General features: G+C 54.1%; 12 protein-coding genes and 1 pseudogene. 1 reads left to right on the top strand and 12 read right to left on the bottom strand.

Features of this window, described 5'->3' with window-relative positions; all coding sequences use genetic code 11:
• Positions 1-2: 2 nt before the first annotated feature.
• The 12 genes and pseudogenes from nuoH to metC all read right to left on the bottom strand — a co-directional run bounded on the left by nuoH (position 3) and on the right by metC (position 13320).
• The gene (nuoH, locus tag DQM29_RS06105) at positions 3-980 is read right to left on the bottom strand and encodes an NADH-quinone oxidoreductase subunit NuoH (protein WP_111739841.1); all 978 of its coding nucleotides are present in this window, start codon (positions 978-980) and stop codon (positions 3-5) included.
• Entirely contained in the window at positions 977-3706 is a 2730-nt protein-coding gene (nuoG, locus tag DQM29_RS06100) for an NADH-quinone oxidoreductase subunit NuoG (protein WP_111742016.1), read from the bottom strand. Before nuoG ends, nuoH begins: the two co-directional genes overlap by 4 nt.
• Before the next feature lie 84 nt (positions 3707-3790).
• Positions 3791-4128, bottom strand: a pseudogene (locus DQM29_RS18705) (NADH-ubiquinone oxidoreductase-F iron-sulfur binding region domain-containing protein).
• A 145-nt stretch (positions 4129-4273) separates the two neighbouring features.
• Positions 4274-4489: a hypothetical protein gene (locus tag DQM29_RS18700; protein WP_415270860.1), complete on the bottom strand. Its 216-nt coding sequence runs from the start codon at positions 4487-4489 to the stop codon at positions 4274-4276.
• Between the two features lie 85 nt (positions 4490-4574).
• Entirely contained in the window at positions 4575-5153 is a 579-nt protein-coding gene (locus tag DQM29_RS18695) for a hypothetical protein (protein ID WP_415270859.1), read from the bottom strand.
• Entirely contained in the window at positions 5150-5635 is a 486-nt protein-coding gene (gene nuoE, locus DQM29_RS06090) for an NADH-quinone oxidoreductase subunit NuoE (RefSeq protein WP_111739839.1), read from the bottom strand. Before nuoE ends, DQM29_RS18695 begins: the two co-directional genes overlap by 4 nt.
• Before the next feature lie 2 nt (positions 5636-5637).
• Positions 5638-7422, bottom strand: a complete 1785-nt coding sequence (gene nuoC, locus DQM29_RS06085; RefSeq protein WP_415270879.1) for an NADH-quinone oxidoreductase subunit C/D — start codon at positions 7420-7422, stop codon at positions 5638-5640.
• A gap of 194 nt (positions 7423-7616) precedes the next feature.
• The gene (locus tag DQM29_RS06080) at positions 7617-8291 is read right to left on the bottom strand and encodes a NuoB/complex I 20 kDa subunit family protein (RefSeq protein WP_111739837.1); all 675 of its coding nucleotides are present in this window, start codon (positions 8289-8291) and stop codon (positions 7617-7619) included.
• Positions 8292-8306: 15 nt separating this feature from the next.
• Positions 8307-8732 carry an NADH-quinone oxidoreductase subunit A gene (locus DQM29_RS06075; protein WP_111739835.1) on the bottom strand — a complete coding sequence of 142 codons (426 nt, stop codon included), beginning with the start codon at positions 8730-8732 and terminating at the stop codon, positions 8307-8309.
• Positions 8733-9425: 693 nt separating this feature from the next.
• Entirely contained in the window at positions 9426-10424 is a 999-nt protein-coding gene (gene cuyA, locus DQM29_RS06070) for a D-cysteate sulfo-lyase (protein ID WP_111739833.1), read from the bottom strand.
• A 283-nt stretch (positions 10425-10707) separates the two neighbouring features.
• A complete protein-coding gene (gene dcuC, locus DQM29_RS06065) occupies positions 10708-12075 on the bottom strand; it encodes a C4-dicarboxylate transporter DcuC (RefSeq protein ID WP_111739831.1) in 1368 nt (455 codons plus the stop codon).
• 72 nt (positions 12076-12147) lie between these two features.
• A complete protein-coding gene (metC, locus tag DQM29_RS06060) occupies positions 12148-13320 on the bottom strand; it encodes a cystathionine beta-lyase (RefSeq protein WP_111739830.1) in 1173 nt (390 codons plus the stop codon).
• Positions 13321-13902: 582 nt separating this feature from the next.
• On the opposite strand from metC, the gene purB reads away from it, so the two are divergent.
• Positions 13903-15267 (top strand): adenylosuccinate lyase, encoded by a 1365-nt coding sequence (gene purB / locus DQM29_RS06055; RefSeq protein ID WP_111739828.1) that lies wholly within the window; start codon positions 13903-13905, stop codon positions 15265-15267.
• Positions 15268-15352: the final 85 nt, after the last annotated feature.

Raw genomic sequence — 15352 nt, 5'->3', positions numbered from 1 at the left:
CCCTACTGCGCTCTGCACAGAATAACGGCGGCCGTCACCAGCAGGTTAATCAGCGTCAGCGGCAGACACACGCGCCAGCCAAACGCCATTACCTGATCGTAACGAGGGCGAGGCAGTGAGGCGCGCACCAGAATAAACATCATCATGAAAAAGCCGGTCTTCAGGGCAAACCACAGCACCGGCGGCAGGAATGGCCCCTGCCAGCCGCCGAAGAACAGCGTCACGATCAGTGCGGAAATGGTCACAATACCCACATACTCACCGACGAAGAACAGACCGAACTTCATGCCGGAATATTCAATGTGGTAGCCGTCCGCCAGTTCCTGTTCCGCTTCCGGTTGGTCAAACGGGTGACGGTGAGTCACCGCGACGCCCGCGATAATAAACGTCAGAAAGCCAAAGAACTGAGGTATCACAAACCACATGTCAGCCTGCGCTTCAACGATGTCTCGCATGTTGAAAGAGCCGGTTACCGCAACGATGCCCATCAGGGAAAGGCCAAGGAACACTTCGTAGCTCAGGGTCTGCGCGGAGGCGCGCATGGCGCCCAGCAGTGCGTATTTGTTGTTGCTCGACCAGCCTGCGAACAGCACGGCGTATACCGCCAGCCCCGCCAGCATGAAGAAGAACAGGATACCAATGTTCAGGTCAGAGGCGCCCCAGGTCGGCGTAACCGGCACAATAGAGAACGCCAGCAGCATGGAGCTGAAAGCGATAATCGGCGCCAGCGTAAAGATGCCTTTGTCAGAGAAGTTGGGAACCCAGTCCTCTTTAAAGAACATCTTGATCATGTCGGCAACGATTTGCAGAGAACCAAACGGCCCTACGCGGTTCGGCCCGTAGCGATCCTGAAAGACGGACAGCAGACGGCGCTCGCCGAAGCTCATCAGTGCGCCGCAGGTGACAACCACCAGCAGGATCACTACCGACTTACCGACGGCGGCCAGAACGTCTAGCGTTTCCGGCGATATAAAACTCATAGCGTCGCCTCCTTCATATTTTCAACGCGCTCACCCACCAGTACCGGAGAAATGCCCGGCAGGCCAAGCGGCAGACCAACCAGCCCCTGCCCCAGCGAGTCGCTCAGGCGAACCGGCAGCGTCAGCGTGCTGCCCGCACAGCTAAAGCTCACTACGGCGTCCGTTGCCAGATTCAGAGCGGCGGCATCCTGTGGGTTCAGCATGGCGTAGGCCTGCGGCATACGGGTTTGGATCACTTCTGAACGCTGTGACGTTTCGTCACTGCCGAACAGATGGTAGTAAGGCGCTACGCGCAGCCCTTCAGACGACGCGTTAACAGCCACGTCAAAGTAACCCAGCGTCGGCGACTGCGCTTTTTCGATCAGGCGCACGCCCGGGTCGCCAGCGCGCAGGCTGCCGCCCACTTCTGCCTGGAACTTGTTCCAAGCCTGCGGTGAGTTCCATCCCGGAGCCCAGGCAAACGGGATCTGCTGGCGATTTGCTTCAGGCGCGTTGTAGCCTTCCATAGAGAAAGCAAAGGCCGTGTCTTTATCCTGCGGCTGGCGCTTTTCATGAACGCTGACGTCTGCCAACATCGCGGTACGACCGCTGTAGCGGTGCGGTTCACGAGCCAGCTTCTGCCCTTTCACACGGAAAGTGGCATCCGGTGCGGCGTCAATAATGGCGGCCATTTCCGGGAAGGATTTGGCAACGGCGTCAACCACGTGATCAAGCTGAGTCCAGTCAACGCGGCGGCTGTTATAAACCGTTTCCAGCGAGTGCAGCCAGCGCCAGCTTTCCAGCATGTGAGTCGGATGAGCCGGATCTTTGTTGTAGAAATCAGGGTCGTAAACCTGGAAGAAGCGCTGTGCCCTGCCCTCTTGGTTAACCAGCGTACCGTCGCTTTCAGCAAAGCTGGCGGCCGACAGAACAAGGTTAGCCTTGCCCATAATGTCTGTTCGCTGATGATCGACAACAATCAGGTTTTCCACCTTCTCCAGCGCCGCGTCTACGCGCGCCTTCGATGCGTGGCGATAGAGGTCGTTTTCCATCACGATCAGAGTATCGGCTTCCCCGCGCTCAACCTGAGCCAGCGCGTCATCGATGGAAATACCACCCATCATGGCGACACCCATGCTGTTAGACTCTGCGGCAACAAACGTCACTGCCGCATCCAGCCCTTTGTTCTTCAGCGCTAGCGCCACGTTGGCGGCAGCCTGAATCACAGCGTCGCTACCCGCGCCGCTGCCGGTCACGATAAGCGGCTTTTTCGAACCTGACAGCGCCTGAACGACGATGTCGACTTTCTTTTTAAGGTCTGGCGCAATGCCTGCTGCCGGTGCCGACGCGTCCAGCGCGTGGGCAATGGCGAAGCCCAGCTGCGCCTGCTCTTCCACGCTGCCGCAGTAGCTCCAGGCGGCGACGTCGTCCAGACGGGTTTTATCCACGCCGGTAACGAATAGTGGATGCTTGGCGTGCTGACCGATAGTCTGCACGGCGGCAATCTGCCAGTCCGCCACGCGCTGAGCAGCGGCCAGATCGCGCGCCTTTCCCTTCACTGCCTGACGGATTGCCAGCGCAATACGGGCCCCGGTCTGCGTGACGTCTTCACCCAGCACCAGCACCGCGTCGTAGCCTTCCATCTCGCGCAGAGACGGCGTATGCAGCCCGCTCTCTTTCAGGATCTTCTGCATCAGCTGCACGCGAGCCAGCTCCTGAGCGCTCATGCCGGTAGAAAAGTTTTCCGCACCGACCAGCTGGCGCAGCGCATAGTTGCTTTCCAGGCTAGCGCGCGGAGAACCAATTCCGATCGCTTTCTTGGACTGGCGAAGCTGGTCGGCGGCCCCCTGCAGAGCCTGATCCGGGTTCAGCGAGATCCAGTCTTCACCACGGCGCTGTAGCGGCGTACGGGGACGATCTTCCAAGTTCACGTAGCCATAGCCAAAACGACCGCGGTCGCACAGGAAGTAGTGGTTCACGGTACCGTTATAGCGGTTTTCGATGCGACGCAGCTCGCCGTAGCGTTCGCCGGGGCTGGTGTTACAGCCGACGCTGCACTGCTGGCAGATGCTTGGGGCAAACTGCATGTCCCATTTGCGGTTATAGCGCTCAGAGTGCGTTTTGTCGGTGAATACGCCGGTCGGACACACTTCTACCAGGTTACCGGAGAACTCGTTCTCCAGCGTGCCGTCTTCCGGGCGACCGAAGTAGACGTTGTCGTGAGCACCGTAGACGCCGAAGTCTTCGCCGCCCGCGTAGTCTTTGTAGTAGCGCACACAGCGGTAGCAGGCGATACAGCGGTTCATTTCATGGTTAATGAAAGGCCCGAGATCCTGATTGTTGTGAGTGCGCTTGTTAAAGCGGTACTTACGGAAACTGTGGCCAGTCATGACCGTCATATCCTGTAAGTGACAGTTGCCCCCCTCCTCGCACACCGGACAGTCGTGCGGGTGGTTGACCATCAAGAATTCCACCACGGCTTCGCGGAACTTAACGGCCTCGTCATCTTCGATAGAAATATAGCTACCGTCTGATGCCGGGGTCATACACGACATAACCAGACGCCCGCGCTTGTCATCGGGCCCCTGGAACTGCTTAACCGCACATTGGCGGCAAGCGCCGACGCTACCTAGCGCCGGATGCCAGCAAAAGTAAGGAATATCGAGGCCGAGGGAGAGACACGCCTGTAGGAGGTTCTCCGCACCGTCAACTTCGTATTCTTCGCCGTCTACATGAATCGTTGCCATAGTCAGCATGCTTCCTGTAGCCCGCAACCGCGGGCAGATAACTTTAAAAAATTCGTTTACCGAAGGTCTTATTGATTAAGACGCTTACCAGCGCTGCTTCAGCAGGTTAGGCTGGATACCGGCAATAGAGCTGAGGTTATTAAAGGTTTTTACTTTGATACCCGCCTCAAACTCTTCTCGGAAATACTTAATTGCGCTCTGCAAAGGCTCGACCGCCCCCGGCGCCAGTGCGCAGAAGGTGTGGCCCGGCGACAGGAATCGGCACAGCTGCTCAAGGGTTTCAACGTCCCTGGCTGCCCTTCTCCCTTCTCCAGCGCGGTCAGAATTTTTACTGTCCACGGCAGGCCGTCGCGGCAAGGCGTACACCATCCGCAGGACTCCCGCGCAAAGAACGTTTCCAGATTGCGGCACAGCCCGACCATGTTGATCTTGTCGTCTACCGCCATCGCCAACGCAGTACCCAAACGGCTGCCCGCTTTGGCGATGCTGGGGAATTCCATCGGCAGATCGAGGTGCGCTTCGTTAAGAAGTCAGTACCCGCGCCGCCCGGCTGCCATGCTTTAAGCTTCAGGCCGTCCTGCATACCGCCGGCGTAGTCTTCCAGCAGTTCGCGAGCGGTGATGCAAACGGCAGCTCCCACAGACCCGGATTTTTCACGCGGCCGGAGAAGCCCATCAGCTTGGTGCCTGCATCCTGACTCTTGCCCGCAGACAGGCCGCGATACCACTCGGGGCCGTGCTGAACGATAGCAGGTACGTTGCACAAAGTTTCGACGTTGTTCACGCAGGTCGGCTTGCCCCAGGCGCCCACTGTCGCCGGGAACGGCGGCTTGGAGCGAGGTTAGCGCGGCGGCCTTCCAATGAGTTAATCAGCGCGGTTTCTTCACCACAGATGTAGCGACCGGCGCCGGTGTGGACAAACAGCTCAAAGTCAAAGCCGCTGCCAAGAATGTTTTACCGAGGAAGCCTGCCTGTTTGGCCTCTTCAATAGCGCGACGCAGGTTTTCTGCCGCTTCGATATATTCGCCGCGCAGGAAGATATAGCCGCGATAGGCCTTCAGGGCAAAGCCGCCGATCAGCATCCCTTCCACCAGCAGGTGGGGAAGCTGCTCCATCAGCAGACGGTCTTTATAGGTGCCCGGCTCCATCTCATCCGCGTTACACAGGATGTAGCGAACGTTCATGCTTTCGTCTTTCGGCATCAGGCTCCACTTGAGGCCCGTGGAGAAGCCCGCACCGCCGCGACCGCTCAGACCGGAGTCTTTTACCGTAGAGACGATCTCGTCGGGCGCCATGCCTTTCAGTGCCCTTTCCGCACCGACGTAGCCGTTCTTGCTGCGGTATTCATCAAGCCATACCGGCTGATGGTCAGCGCGCAGGCGCCAAGTCAGCGGATGCTGCTCTTCGGTAAGAATGCGTTGAGTTCCCAGAAAATTTGGCCCGCTCATTGATATTGCTCCAGCAGTTTGTCAATATCCTCCGGCTTCACCTGCTCGTGAGTGTCCTCATCGATCATCATGCTCGGCCCCTTGTCGCAGTTGCCCAGACAGCAGGTTGGCAGCAGGGTGAAGCGACCGTCAAACGTGGTTTGACCCGGCTTGACGTTCAGCTTTGTCTGCAGTGCCGCTTCAATGGCGTGATAGCCGTTGATGTAGCACACCACGCTGTCGCAGTAGCGTATAACGTGACGCCCTACCGGGCTGCGGAAAATCTGGCTGTAGAACGTTGCAACGCCCTCAACGTCACTGGCGGGAATGCCCAGCACGTCGGCAATAGCGGTGATTGCGCCGTCTGGCACCCAGCCGCGCTTTTTCTGCACCAGCTTTAATGCTTCGATGGACGCCGCGCGCGGATCTTCGTAGTGGTGCTTCTCATGCTCGATGGCGTCGAGCTCTTCCGCGCTCAGCGTAAAAATTTCTTTATCGGTCATAGTTAGCGGTCCACGTCTGACATAACAAAATCAATACTGCCCAGATAGACGATAAGGTCTGATACCAGGCAGCCACGAATAACGGCGGGGATCTGCTGCAGATGCGCAAAGCTTGGCGTACGTATCCGGGTGCGATAGCTCATGGTGCCGCCGTCGCTGGTCAGGTAGTAGCTGTTGATCCCTTTGGTAGCTTCCACCATTTGGAAAGACTCGTTGGCTGGCATCACCGGCCCCCACGACACTTGCAGGAAGTGGTTGATCAGGGTATCGATGTGCTGCAGGGTTCTTTCTTTCGGCGGCGGCGTCGTCAGCGGGTGGTCTGCTTTGAACGGGCCTTCCGGCATGTTTTTCAGGCACTGCTCAAGAATACGCAGGCTCTGGCGCAGCTCTTCCACTTTCAGCATAACGCGGTCATAGCAGTCGCCGTTATAGCTGATAGGCACTTCAAACTCGAAGTTCTCATAGCCAGAGTAAGGGCGAGCCTTGCGGATGTCGAAGTTCACGCCGGTCGCACGTAAGCCGGCACCGGTCACGCCCCACGCCAGCGCTTCTTCTGCGCTGTACTGAGCGACACCGACAGTACGGCCTTTCAGAATGGTGTTTTTCAGCGCGGCCTTCACGTAGGAATCAAGGCGCTTAGGCATCCAGTCGAGGAATTCACGCAGCAGCTTGTCCCAGCCTTTCGGCAGGTCGTGCGCCACGCCGCCGATGCGGAACCACGCAGGGTGCATACGGAAGCCGGTAACGGCTTCAACAATGTCGTAAATGCGCGCGCGGTCGCTAAAGGCGTAGAACACTGGCGTCATTGCGCCGACGTCCTGAATATAGGTAGAGATATACAGCAGGTGGCTGTTAATGCGGAACAGCTCAGAAAGCATGACGCGGATTGTCTTAACGCGATCCGGCACTTCAATACCCGCCAGCTTCTCAACCGCCAGCACGTAAGGCATTTCGTTAACGCAGCCGCCCAGATATTCGATACGGTCGGTAAACGGAATGTAGCTGTGCCACGACTGTCGCTCGCCCATCTTTTCGGCGCCGCGGTGGTGGTAGCCAACGTCCGGCACACAGTCGACGATCTCTTCGCCGTCAAGCTGGAGAATAATACGGAACGCACCGTGGGAAGACGGGTGGTTCGGCCCCATGTTCAGGAACAGGAAGTCTTCGTTTTGGGTACCGCGCTTCATGCCCCACTCTTCAGGCTTGAACGTCAGCGACTCCATTTCCAAATCTTCTTTCGCCTTGGTCAGCACGAACGGATCGAATTCAGTGGCGCGCGCCGGGTAGTCTTTACGCAGCGGGTGCCCTTCCCAAGTCAGCGGCATCATGATGCGACGCAGGTTCGGGTGACCGTCGATGACAATACCAAACATGTCCCAGACTTCACGTTCGTACCAGCTGGCATTAGGGAATAGTTTGGTGACTGTCGGCACGTGCAAATCGCTTTCCACCAGCGCGACTTTCAGCATGATGTCTGTGTTGCGCTCGACGGAAATCAGGTGGTAGAACACGGAAAAATCTGCCGCAGGAAGGCCCTGACGGTGGGTGCGCAAGCGCTCGTCTACGCCGTGCAGATCAAACAGCATGACGTAGGGTTTAGGTAGCTTGCGTAAAAAAGCCATGACCTCTAAAAGCTGCTCCCGCTTCACCCACACCACCGGCACGCCGGTACGGGTAGGCTGAACGGTAAAGGCGTCAGGCCCAAAGCGATGGTGCAGTTCGCCTATCACCGGGTCATCGAGATGATCCCGGGTCTGCCATTCCGGCAGGGCGCACTCTTGCGTCATTGGTTCTGTCATAGTGATATCGCCGCTCATTACTCAAATTAAAATTCTTTTTTGCCCGTCATATTTCAAGCCGCAGGTGCGTTGGCTGCGCTTTCTCACCCTAATCGCGTAGACAGCTGCGCTCATCGGGATTCACTCGTTTGTCGCCTTCCTGCAACTTGAACTATTTAGGGCAAACTGCAAATTAAAAATGGTTAAATCTCGTCAGGCGTACGCAGGTTTGTCACTGCGATGCGCTCCGCGCGCTTGCGTTCTTTTTCTGACTGCATATCAGCGCGGTATACGCCCTGCTCGCCCACGACCCACGACAGCGGACGGCGCTCTTGGCCGATAGAGTCGCGCAGCAGCAGCAGCGCCTGCATGTAGGCTTCAGGACGCGGCGGACAGCCGGGAATATATACGTCGACCGGAATAAACTTGTCCACGCCCTGCACCACGGAATAGATGTCGTACATACCGCCAGAGTTGGCGCAGGCACCCATGGAGATCACCCACTTGGGCTCCAGCATCTGGTCGTACAGGCGCTGAATAACCGGCGCCATTTTGACGAAGCAGGTACCGGCAACCACCATGAAGTCCGCCTGACGCGGCGAGGCGCGCAGCACTTCCGCGCCGAAGCGGGAAACGTCGTGCACGGCGGTGAAAGAGGTCACCATTTCTACGTAACAGCAGGAAAGGCCGAAGTTAAACGGCCACAGAGAGTTCTTGCGCCCCCAGTTGACCACGTCGTTTAGCGCGGTGTCGAGCTTGCCCATAAAAATGCCCTTCTGGGCATCCTGCTCAAGGGGGTCAGAGACAATTTCCTGCTTCTGTAGCGGATAGCGGTCGTTGTCGCCGTCAAGGTCTACGCGAGTGAGCGTATATTTCATCTTCAGGCCTCGCAGTTACTGCAAATTGTTGGGGATCTTGTTTTTCAGCTGACGCTTGGAGCGCTTGGGCGTCCAGTCCAGAGCGCCAATGCGCACCAGATAAAACAGGCCGGCCAGCAGAACGAATATGAAAATGGTCGCTTCGATAAAGCCAAGCCAGCCGCTTTCCCTTACGGAAACGGCCCAGGCATACAGATACAGGGCTTCAACGTCGAAGATCACGAAGAACATCGCAACCAGATAGAATTTAGCGGAAAGCCGCAAACGCGCGGAACCGACAGAATCGATACCGGACTCATACGGTACGTTTTTGGTTCTAGCCCGAGCGCGACCGCCGAGGAAGTAAGCGGCAATCAGCATAAAGGCGCAGAGGCCTAGGGCTACGATGATATAAATGGCAAAGGCCCAGCTATGGGCGACGACTTCAGTGCTTGTAGGCATGCTCTTACTACTCTGTTTAAAAAATAGTATTACTCGGGCAGCTCACGCGGTGAACCGCTCCGATGACGATAAAAATAAAAACGCCCATACCTGTGACAGGTTCACTGTCTTATGCAGTGATTCAGATGGCGTTTTTACTCTTTTTTACAACATTCTGTCAACATCAAACAAACAATTATAAGTACAACTTAAAAACCGGAATGCGCTTTGGCAAAAATAACTAAATCGAGTCAGCTCCTCAGATAGCTGAACCCAATCAGCTGAGTATTTTGACAGAAATAGATATTTTTACCACCGATTAACACCCTCTTTTCTTTGATACAGTGCACATGATGAAACAATCTCGGTACAAATCAGTAATCTTTCTATACTGTTTATGCAGTTAGCCGTAGGCACACCTCAGTGCAAACGTCAGAAAATGACGGTCACATTTTCAGAAAACCTAAATAAAGCATAGATAGAAAAGCGCCAGCGCGCCTGTCTTGGCGAAGATCCGCGCCAAGAGAACATGCGGCGCTCATTCTAACCAAATTGTGTCTAGACTGGGGTAATGATTATGAAAAAGAGAGTTTCTTTTTTAAGAGAAGAAGATAGTGTAAAAACACAAAACGCAGGCGTTAAGCAAAGAGTCCCCCGCTCTATTGAGAAGACAGGGGGACATCATTAGCTAGCGAGCTTTACAGGCTTTAGCGCTTACCTGAAAGCGTCAAGATAGGCATAGAGCACCGGAGACCCGCCGGTATGCAGGAAAAGCACATTGCTTCCCTTGGGGAAAAATCCTTGCCGAACCAGGTCAATACAGCCCGCCATTGCTTTTCCACTGTATACAGGGTCAAGCAGAATAGCCTCTTTATGCGCCATCAGTTTGACTGCCTCAATCATGCCTTCTGTTGCAATAGAGTAGCCTGGGCCAATGTAGTCGTCTCGACAAACGATAGCTGAATCAGGCACGACAGTATCGAGCGCCAGATGCGCTGCTGTTTGCTCGCACATGCCCTGCACCAGCGCTTTTTGTACAGCTTCCGGGCGGCTAACGTTAATGCCGACAACGGGGATCTGTGCATGAGTACCGTACATTCCCACCAGCATGCCAGCCTGAGTTCCGGAACTGCCCGTTGGCAGCACTACCGTGTGAATATCCAGTCTCATAGCGTTTATCTGTTCGACAATCTCCTGAGCGCAGGCAACATATCCTGTTGCGCCTATGGCATTAGACGCGCCGCCGGGAACGATATAGGGTCTTCGCCCCTCATCTTTAAGCCTTGCTGCTAGGCGCTCCATCGTCTCGGGCATGGAAGCGTCTTTTGGGATCACTGTCAGGCTCTTTGCCCCCATAAGCTGAAAAAGGAAGTTGTTCCCGGAGGCGTTTTCGCTATAGCTGCCCTCTACGCGCTCCTGCAAAACCAAATGGCAGTCCAGTCCCTCTTTAACCGCCCACGATAGAGTCAGCCGACAGTGGTTTGATTGAATGGCGCCACAGGTAATGATGGTATCAGCCCCCTGACTCAGTGCGTCAGCGATACAAAAATCCAGCTTGCGGGTTTTATTGCCGCCACCGCAGCCGGGCAGCAGGTCATCACGCTTAATATAGAGGTTCACGCCTGCGCCTAGCGCGGCGGAAAGATTATGCAGAGGTTCAATCGGTGTGGGAGAAGTGACATAGCCACGTCGGGGTAATCGGGTAAAGTTCATGCAATACCTCATCTATTCTTATGGTATGAGAGAGGCGTTTGATAACAAGGCCTACCGTTACTGCGCCTCACTGAATGTGGGAATATCTGTCAACGGTTGCATCTTTATATACATAACTCTTACAGCATGATTCTTACGCTGGGATTGTATTTGCCGGCGGTTCCAAAAACCCAAAAGACAAAACCCCGAAAACGCTCAACGAATTCAGAGAAATCCGTTTCTCGTTTCCGGGGTTTACCGGTCTAACGCGCCGGTTCAGAACAGAACCGGCGCTGATACTTCGCTATCCTAGGTAAATAAAGGTCATCACTAGGTTAACAATGGCTGCCACGGCCATAGGTATCGCTGTTCGTTTAACAATCTGGAACGGTGATACCCCGGCAATGCCCGCAATGGCGACAATTGCCGCCGTAATGGGCGATACTGAGCGACCGAAGCTGGTCATGATCTGCATAGGCAGGATCAGCGTGACGACGTCAACCTTCAGGAAAGCAGCGATTTTCGGCGTCAGTGCGGCGAAAGAGAAGAACGCTGCGTTACCAGAGCCCATCAGGAAGGCTGCCACGGCCAGAATGAAGCTCATGACGATAATCATGGCGCCTACACCAAAGCCTGCGTCCTGCGCGGCAGTAATCATGGTATCTACTGCACCGATTTTCAGCAGGCCGTTGGCGAAGACTTCACCACAGACGATCAGTGAAACCACCAGTACGAACTGCTTACCCATGCCTTCGAAGAACAGCATGAAGCTATCCAGCACGGCCTTCGCGCTTCTCAGACGGCAGTATTCAAAAATCATTGCTACAGCGGTACTGATAATCATCGCTGTCGTCACGTCCATTTTGATCGGCGACTTAAAAATGGGGCTAAAGCCGATAATCAAAACAAGCGGTACAACCGGCAGCAGTGCGTATACTAGCGGTGGACGGCTGTGGTCGTTATGGTCGATCTTGTCCAGAGTATCCTGGTTAAAGACGAAGCCTTCACGCTTGTCCCACCAGCGCTGAGCAAGGAAGTGCGCCACGGCAACAGCAATGATGATAGGAATGGTGACCGGCAGTTGGTGTTCAACAAAGTAGACAGCCGGATCCAGACCTGCCGTTTTTGCCGCCATAATCACGTTGCCAGAACCCGGACCGTGGTCGATAAACTGACAGGTACCGATGACTGCCAGCGCAGACAGCGGGCTAACGCCAGTACGAATCAGGATGGGGTACATCGTGACCATCAACAGCATGCCTAAACCTGCGTGGCTGGGAATAAAGATAACCAGCACCTGGGTAACCAGAAACGCAACAACCAGCAGCAGATATGGGGAACGTACAGACTTTAGCGGTTTTTCAAACACAGCAAACAGAGATTTACTGGCGCCGACGTGGTCCATATAGCGAGAAAACCCCGCAATGGCCATCAGCGTCAGACCCAGCCCCGCCATTCGTGAGCTTAAGATATCGCTAAAGACTTTAAAAATATCGAAAAATTCAAAGTTAGTGGTAGTTTTTTCCGGCAACAGGGTACCGAGATCAAATGCGATCGTCAGCCCCATCAACAACAGCCCGCCTAACAGCAGTACGGGCTGAGGTTTGTAGCCTTTCGCCAACATAAAAATGACTAGTGCAGTCACTAAACCCGCGAGAATAACGCCAAGCATAATTTGTCCTCGTGTCAACGGCGCACCGCCGTCTATGACTGGCGGGCAGAGGCGACTGCCCGCCGGTTAATATCAGCCTTTAAGAGCCTTAAATCCCTGCTCCAAATCTGCCAGGAGGTCATCAACTTCCTCAAGGCCTATATGGAAACGGATAAACTGCCCGTGCTGGCTCCAGTCGGTTGCACTGCGAGCGCCCTTGACGTTAGCGGGCAGTACTAGACTTTCAAATCCGCCCCATGAAGCGCCGATGCCAAAAAGTTCCAGTGAGTCAATAAAGGCCTCAGCTTTCTCCAGCGTATACTCAGGCTTAAGCTCAATTGTCAGCAGGCCGTTAGCGCCTTTGCAGTCGCGCTTGTATAGGTCGTGGCGCGGGTGATCTTCCAGCCCGGGGAAGTACACTTTTTTCACTTCTGGACGACCCTGCAACCACTTGGCAACTTTCAGACCATTCTGACCGTGAACCGCCAGACGCGTACCCAGAGTTCTCATACCGCGAAGCACCAGAGAAACGTCGTCTGGGCTGCTTACCTGACCCAGCGCTTCTGGCAGATCGCCGATCTTTTTCCACGCTTCTTCGGTGGCGACCATGATGCCCATCATGACGTCGGAGTGACCGCACATATATTTGGTTGCAGCGATAACGGAAACGTCAGCACCCAGTTCCAGAGGGTTATAGAGCCATGCAGAACCCCAGGTGTTATCCACAGCAACCGGGATATTGCGAGCGTGAGCAATACGACAAATTTCCGGCAGGTCGAGCATTTCATACAGTAAAGAGCCGGGAGACTCGGCGAAAACCAGTTGTGTATCCGGGCGCAGCTTGGACTCAAAATCGCTGCCGTCGGTTTTAAAGAAGTCGTAGCTGATATTGTTTGGCGTTAAGAAGCTCTTAGCGATTTTGCGCACTGGCTCATAAACGGAGTCAGCAAACAGCACGTGACCGCCAGCTCGGGCGTATCCCATGATTGTCACGGCAATAGCGGCAAGCCCGGTTGGGAACAGCTGTGCGCGATAGCCGCCTTCCAGCTCGGTCACCAGCTCTTCCAGAGCAAAGGCAGTTTCCGTTCCGCGAGCGCCATAGCTGAGCAGGCGCTCTGTTTCTCTGCGCTTACGGGCGTCTCGCCACGTTGTAATGGAATCAAAAACAATGGTGCTGGCTCTCATCACCGGCGGGTTAACCGGTCCAATATCACGAGCCTGCCCTCTACCACCATGAATGAGTCGGGTTTTACGCGTTTGAGTCATTATTATTTTCTCCTGATATAAAATATTGCCGAAATATTGTTCACTCGCCCACAGAAATAAAGAATAGAAATCCAGTAAATATTAAAAACACGTCCTACTCTTTGAAGGTGTGTTTATAATTATTCCCATGAGAAAATAAATCGATATTCCTTACCTTCTTTTTTGAAACTACCACCTAAGGATGGAGTTAAAAATCTACAGAAAGCCAAACATTGATCCCGATCTCACTTTAAAACATTAATTATATTAAACAATGTTAAAGCCAAACTGATATGAGATAAAATCCCTTAATAAACATTGCATTAATATCCTTATACAGTTCCCCAACAGCAAGACTCAACAGTAAAAACGAAACCAAATAGTAATTCCAGAGAAACATTAGAAATATTTAAGAACGATTAAATATTACTAATGCAATATTGGTATAAAACATCTTGTTTATCTTTTGGCATTATTGGACACTTAATTCATCCCAAAGATTGTTATTCACAAAAATATCACAATCTCTTTAATTACTATCACACTATTTAAAGCGTATGGCTTTTGCCTATTAAATATAATCCACTTATCAGGAGATAAAGTATGTCTACCAGCGTTTTTGACTCCGTGCTGCTAAAAAATCTCTGGTCTACCGAAGAGATGCGTCAAGTATTTTCCGACAACGTCCGCATGCAGATGTGGCTTGACTACGAAGCGGCTCTGGCGGTCGAGCAGGCAAAAATGGGCATTATCCCTCAGGAAGCCGCCGATGAAATCGTCGCCTGCGCCAAGCTCGATCGTCTGGATATGGACTTTATTCTTGAGCAGGTCCGCTTGACCAAGCACCCACTGGTTCCTACTATTCGCGGCCTTGAGCACGCCTGTTCAAACGGCTTCGGCGAATACGTTCACTTCGGCCCAACCACGCAGGACGTCATGGATACCGGTATGGTGCTGCAGTTTAAAATGGCCCATAAAATCATCCTGCGCGACCTGCAGGATATTGGTCGTTCCCTGCTGAAGCTTTCTGAAGAGCACCGCAACACGCCAATGGCAGGCCGCACGCTGGCTTTGCAAGCTATTCCTATTACTTTCGGCCACAAAACTGCTATTTGGCTGGCTGAACTGATGCGCCATCACGAGCGCCTGGTTCAGCTTGAGCCTCGTCTGTTTGTCGGCAGCGTTGTCGGCGCAGTAGGTACCAAAGCCTCCTTCGGTGAACAGGCCGATGAGCTTGAAAAGCGCGTACTGGATCGACTGGGTCTGGGCACACCGGAAATCTCCTGGCAGCCAGCTCGCGACCGTTTCTGTGAGTACGGCATGGTGCTTGGCATGGTTAGCGCCACCCTCGGCAAAATCGCCAACGAAATACTGCTGCTGGCTCACAATGAGCTGGATGAAGTGGCTGAACCTTTCGGCAAGGGCCAGGTTGGCTCTTCAACCATGCCGCACAAGCGCAATCCGGCGATTACAGAAAACGCTGCCTGCGTGAGCAACACGCTGAAGGGCAACGTTTCCATTCTTCTCGATCTGATGAAACACCAGCACGAACGCGACGGCGCTATCTGGAAGATGGAATGGAAAGTGATGCCGGAAATCTGTCTGATGCTTTCTGTCATTCTGGACAACATGAAGTTCACTCTGTCTGGCCTGCACGTGAAGAAAGACAAAATGCGTAAAAACCTCGATATCCTCGGCGGCTTTATGCTGGCAGAGCGCGTGATGTTCGCCCTGTCTGAAAAACTTGGCAAGCAAACCGCTCACGAGCTGGTCTACGAAGCATCTATGCACGGTCTGGAAGACGGCGGCACCTTCGCACAGGCGCTGTCTGACGATCCTCGCATCAAGGCAGCGATGACTAAAGAAGAGCTCGACGCTGTACTGGATCCCACCACTTACGTCGGCAATGCGCCGGAGCAGGTTGACCGCGTTGTGGCTCAGGTTAAAGCCAACGGCTGGCTTAACTGATCTCTTTGAACGGCGGGGCCTAAAGGCCCCGCCCTTTCCCATCGATAGTGCAGAGCTTATTCCTCCGCGTCGTAAAGAACGCCCT

It is taken from the genome of Leminorella richardii, assembly GCF_900478135.1.
GTDB lineage: Bacteria > Pseudomonadota > Gammaproteobacteria > Enterobacterales > Enterobacteriaceae > Leminorella > Leminorella richardii.
The sequence above is the reverse complement of the archived record's forward strand: the minus strand, read 5'-3'. Positions and strand labels throughout refer to the sequence as shown.

What these genes read in the sequence shown, in the direction of transcription:
- nuoG (WP_111742016.1), bottom strand. Translation starts at nt 3,706, where the DNA reads ATGGCAACGATTCATGTAGACGGCGAAGAATACGAAGTTGACGGTGCG.
- metC (WP_111739830.1), bottom strand. Translation starts at nt 13,320, where the DNA reads ATGACTCAAACGCGTAAAACCCGACTCATTCATGGTGGTAGAGGGCAG.
- DQM29_RS06080 (WP_111739837.1), bottom strand. Translation starts at nt 8,291, where the DNA reads ATGAAATATACGCTCACTCGCGTAGACCTTGACGGCGACAACGACCGC.
- DQM29_RS06075 (WP_111739835.1), bottom strand. Translation starts at nt 8,732, where the DNA reads ATGCCTACAAGCACTGAAGTCGTCGCCCATAGCTGGGCCTTTGCCATT.
- nuoC (WP_415270879.1), bottom strand. Translation starts at nt 7,422, where the DNA reads ATGACGCAAGAGTGCGCCCTGCCGGAATGGCAGACCCGGGATCATCTC.
- dcuC (WP_111739831.1), bottom strand. Translation starts at nt 12,075, where the DNA reads ATGCTTGGCGTTATTCTCGCGGGTTTAGTGACTGCACTAGTCATTTTT.
- nuoE (WP_111739839.1), bottom strand. Translation starts at nt 5,635, where the DNA reads ATGACCGATAAAGAAATTTTTACGCTGAGCGCGGAAGAGCTCGACGCC.
- DQM29_RS18695 (WP_415270859.1), bottom strand. Translation starts at nt 5,153, where the DNA reads ATGAGCGGGCCAAATTTTCTGGGAACTCAACGCATTCTTACCGAAGAG.
- nuoH (WP_111739841.1), bottom strand. Translation starts at nt 980, where the DNA reads ATGAGTTTTATATCGCCGGAAACGCTAGACGTTCTGGCCGCCGTCGGT.
- purB (WP_111739828.1), top strand. Translation starts at nt 13,903, where the DNA reads ATGTCTACCAGCGTTTTTGACTCCGTGCTGCTAAAAAATCTCTGGTCT.
- cuyA (WP_111739833.1), bottom strand. Translation starts at nt 10,424, where the DNA reads ATGAACTTTACCCGATTACCCCGACGTGGCTATGTCACTTCTCCCACA.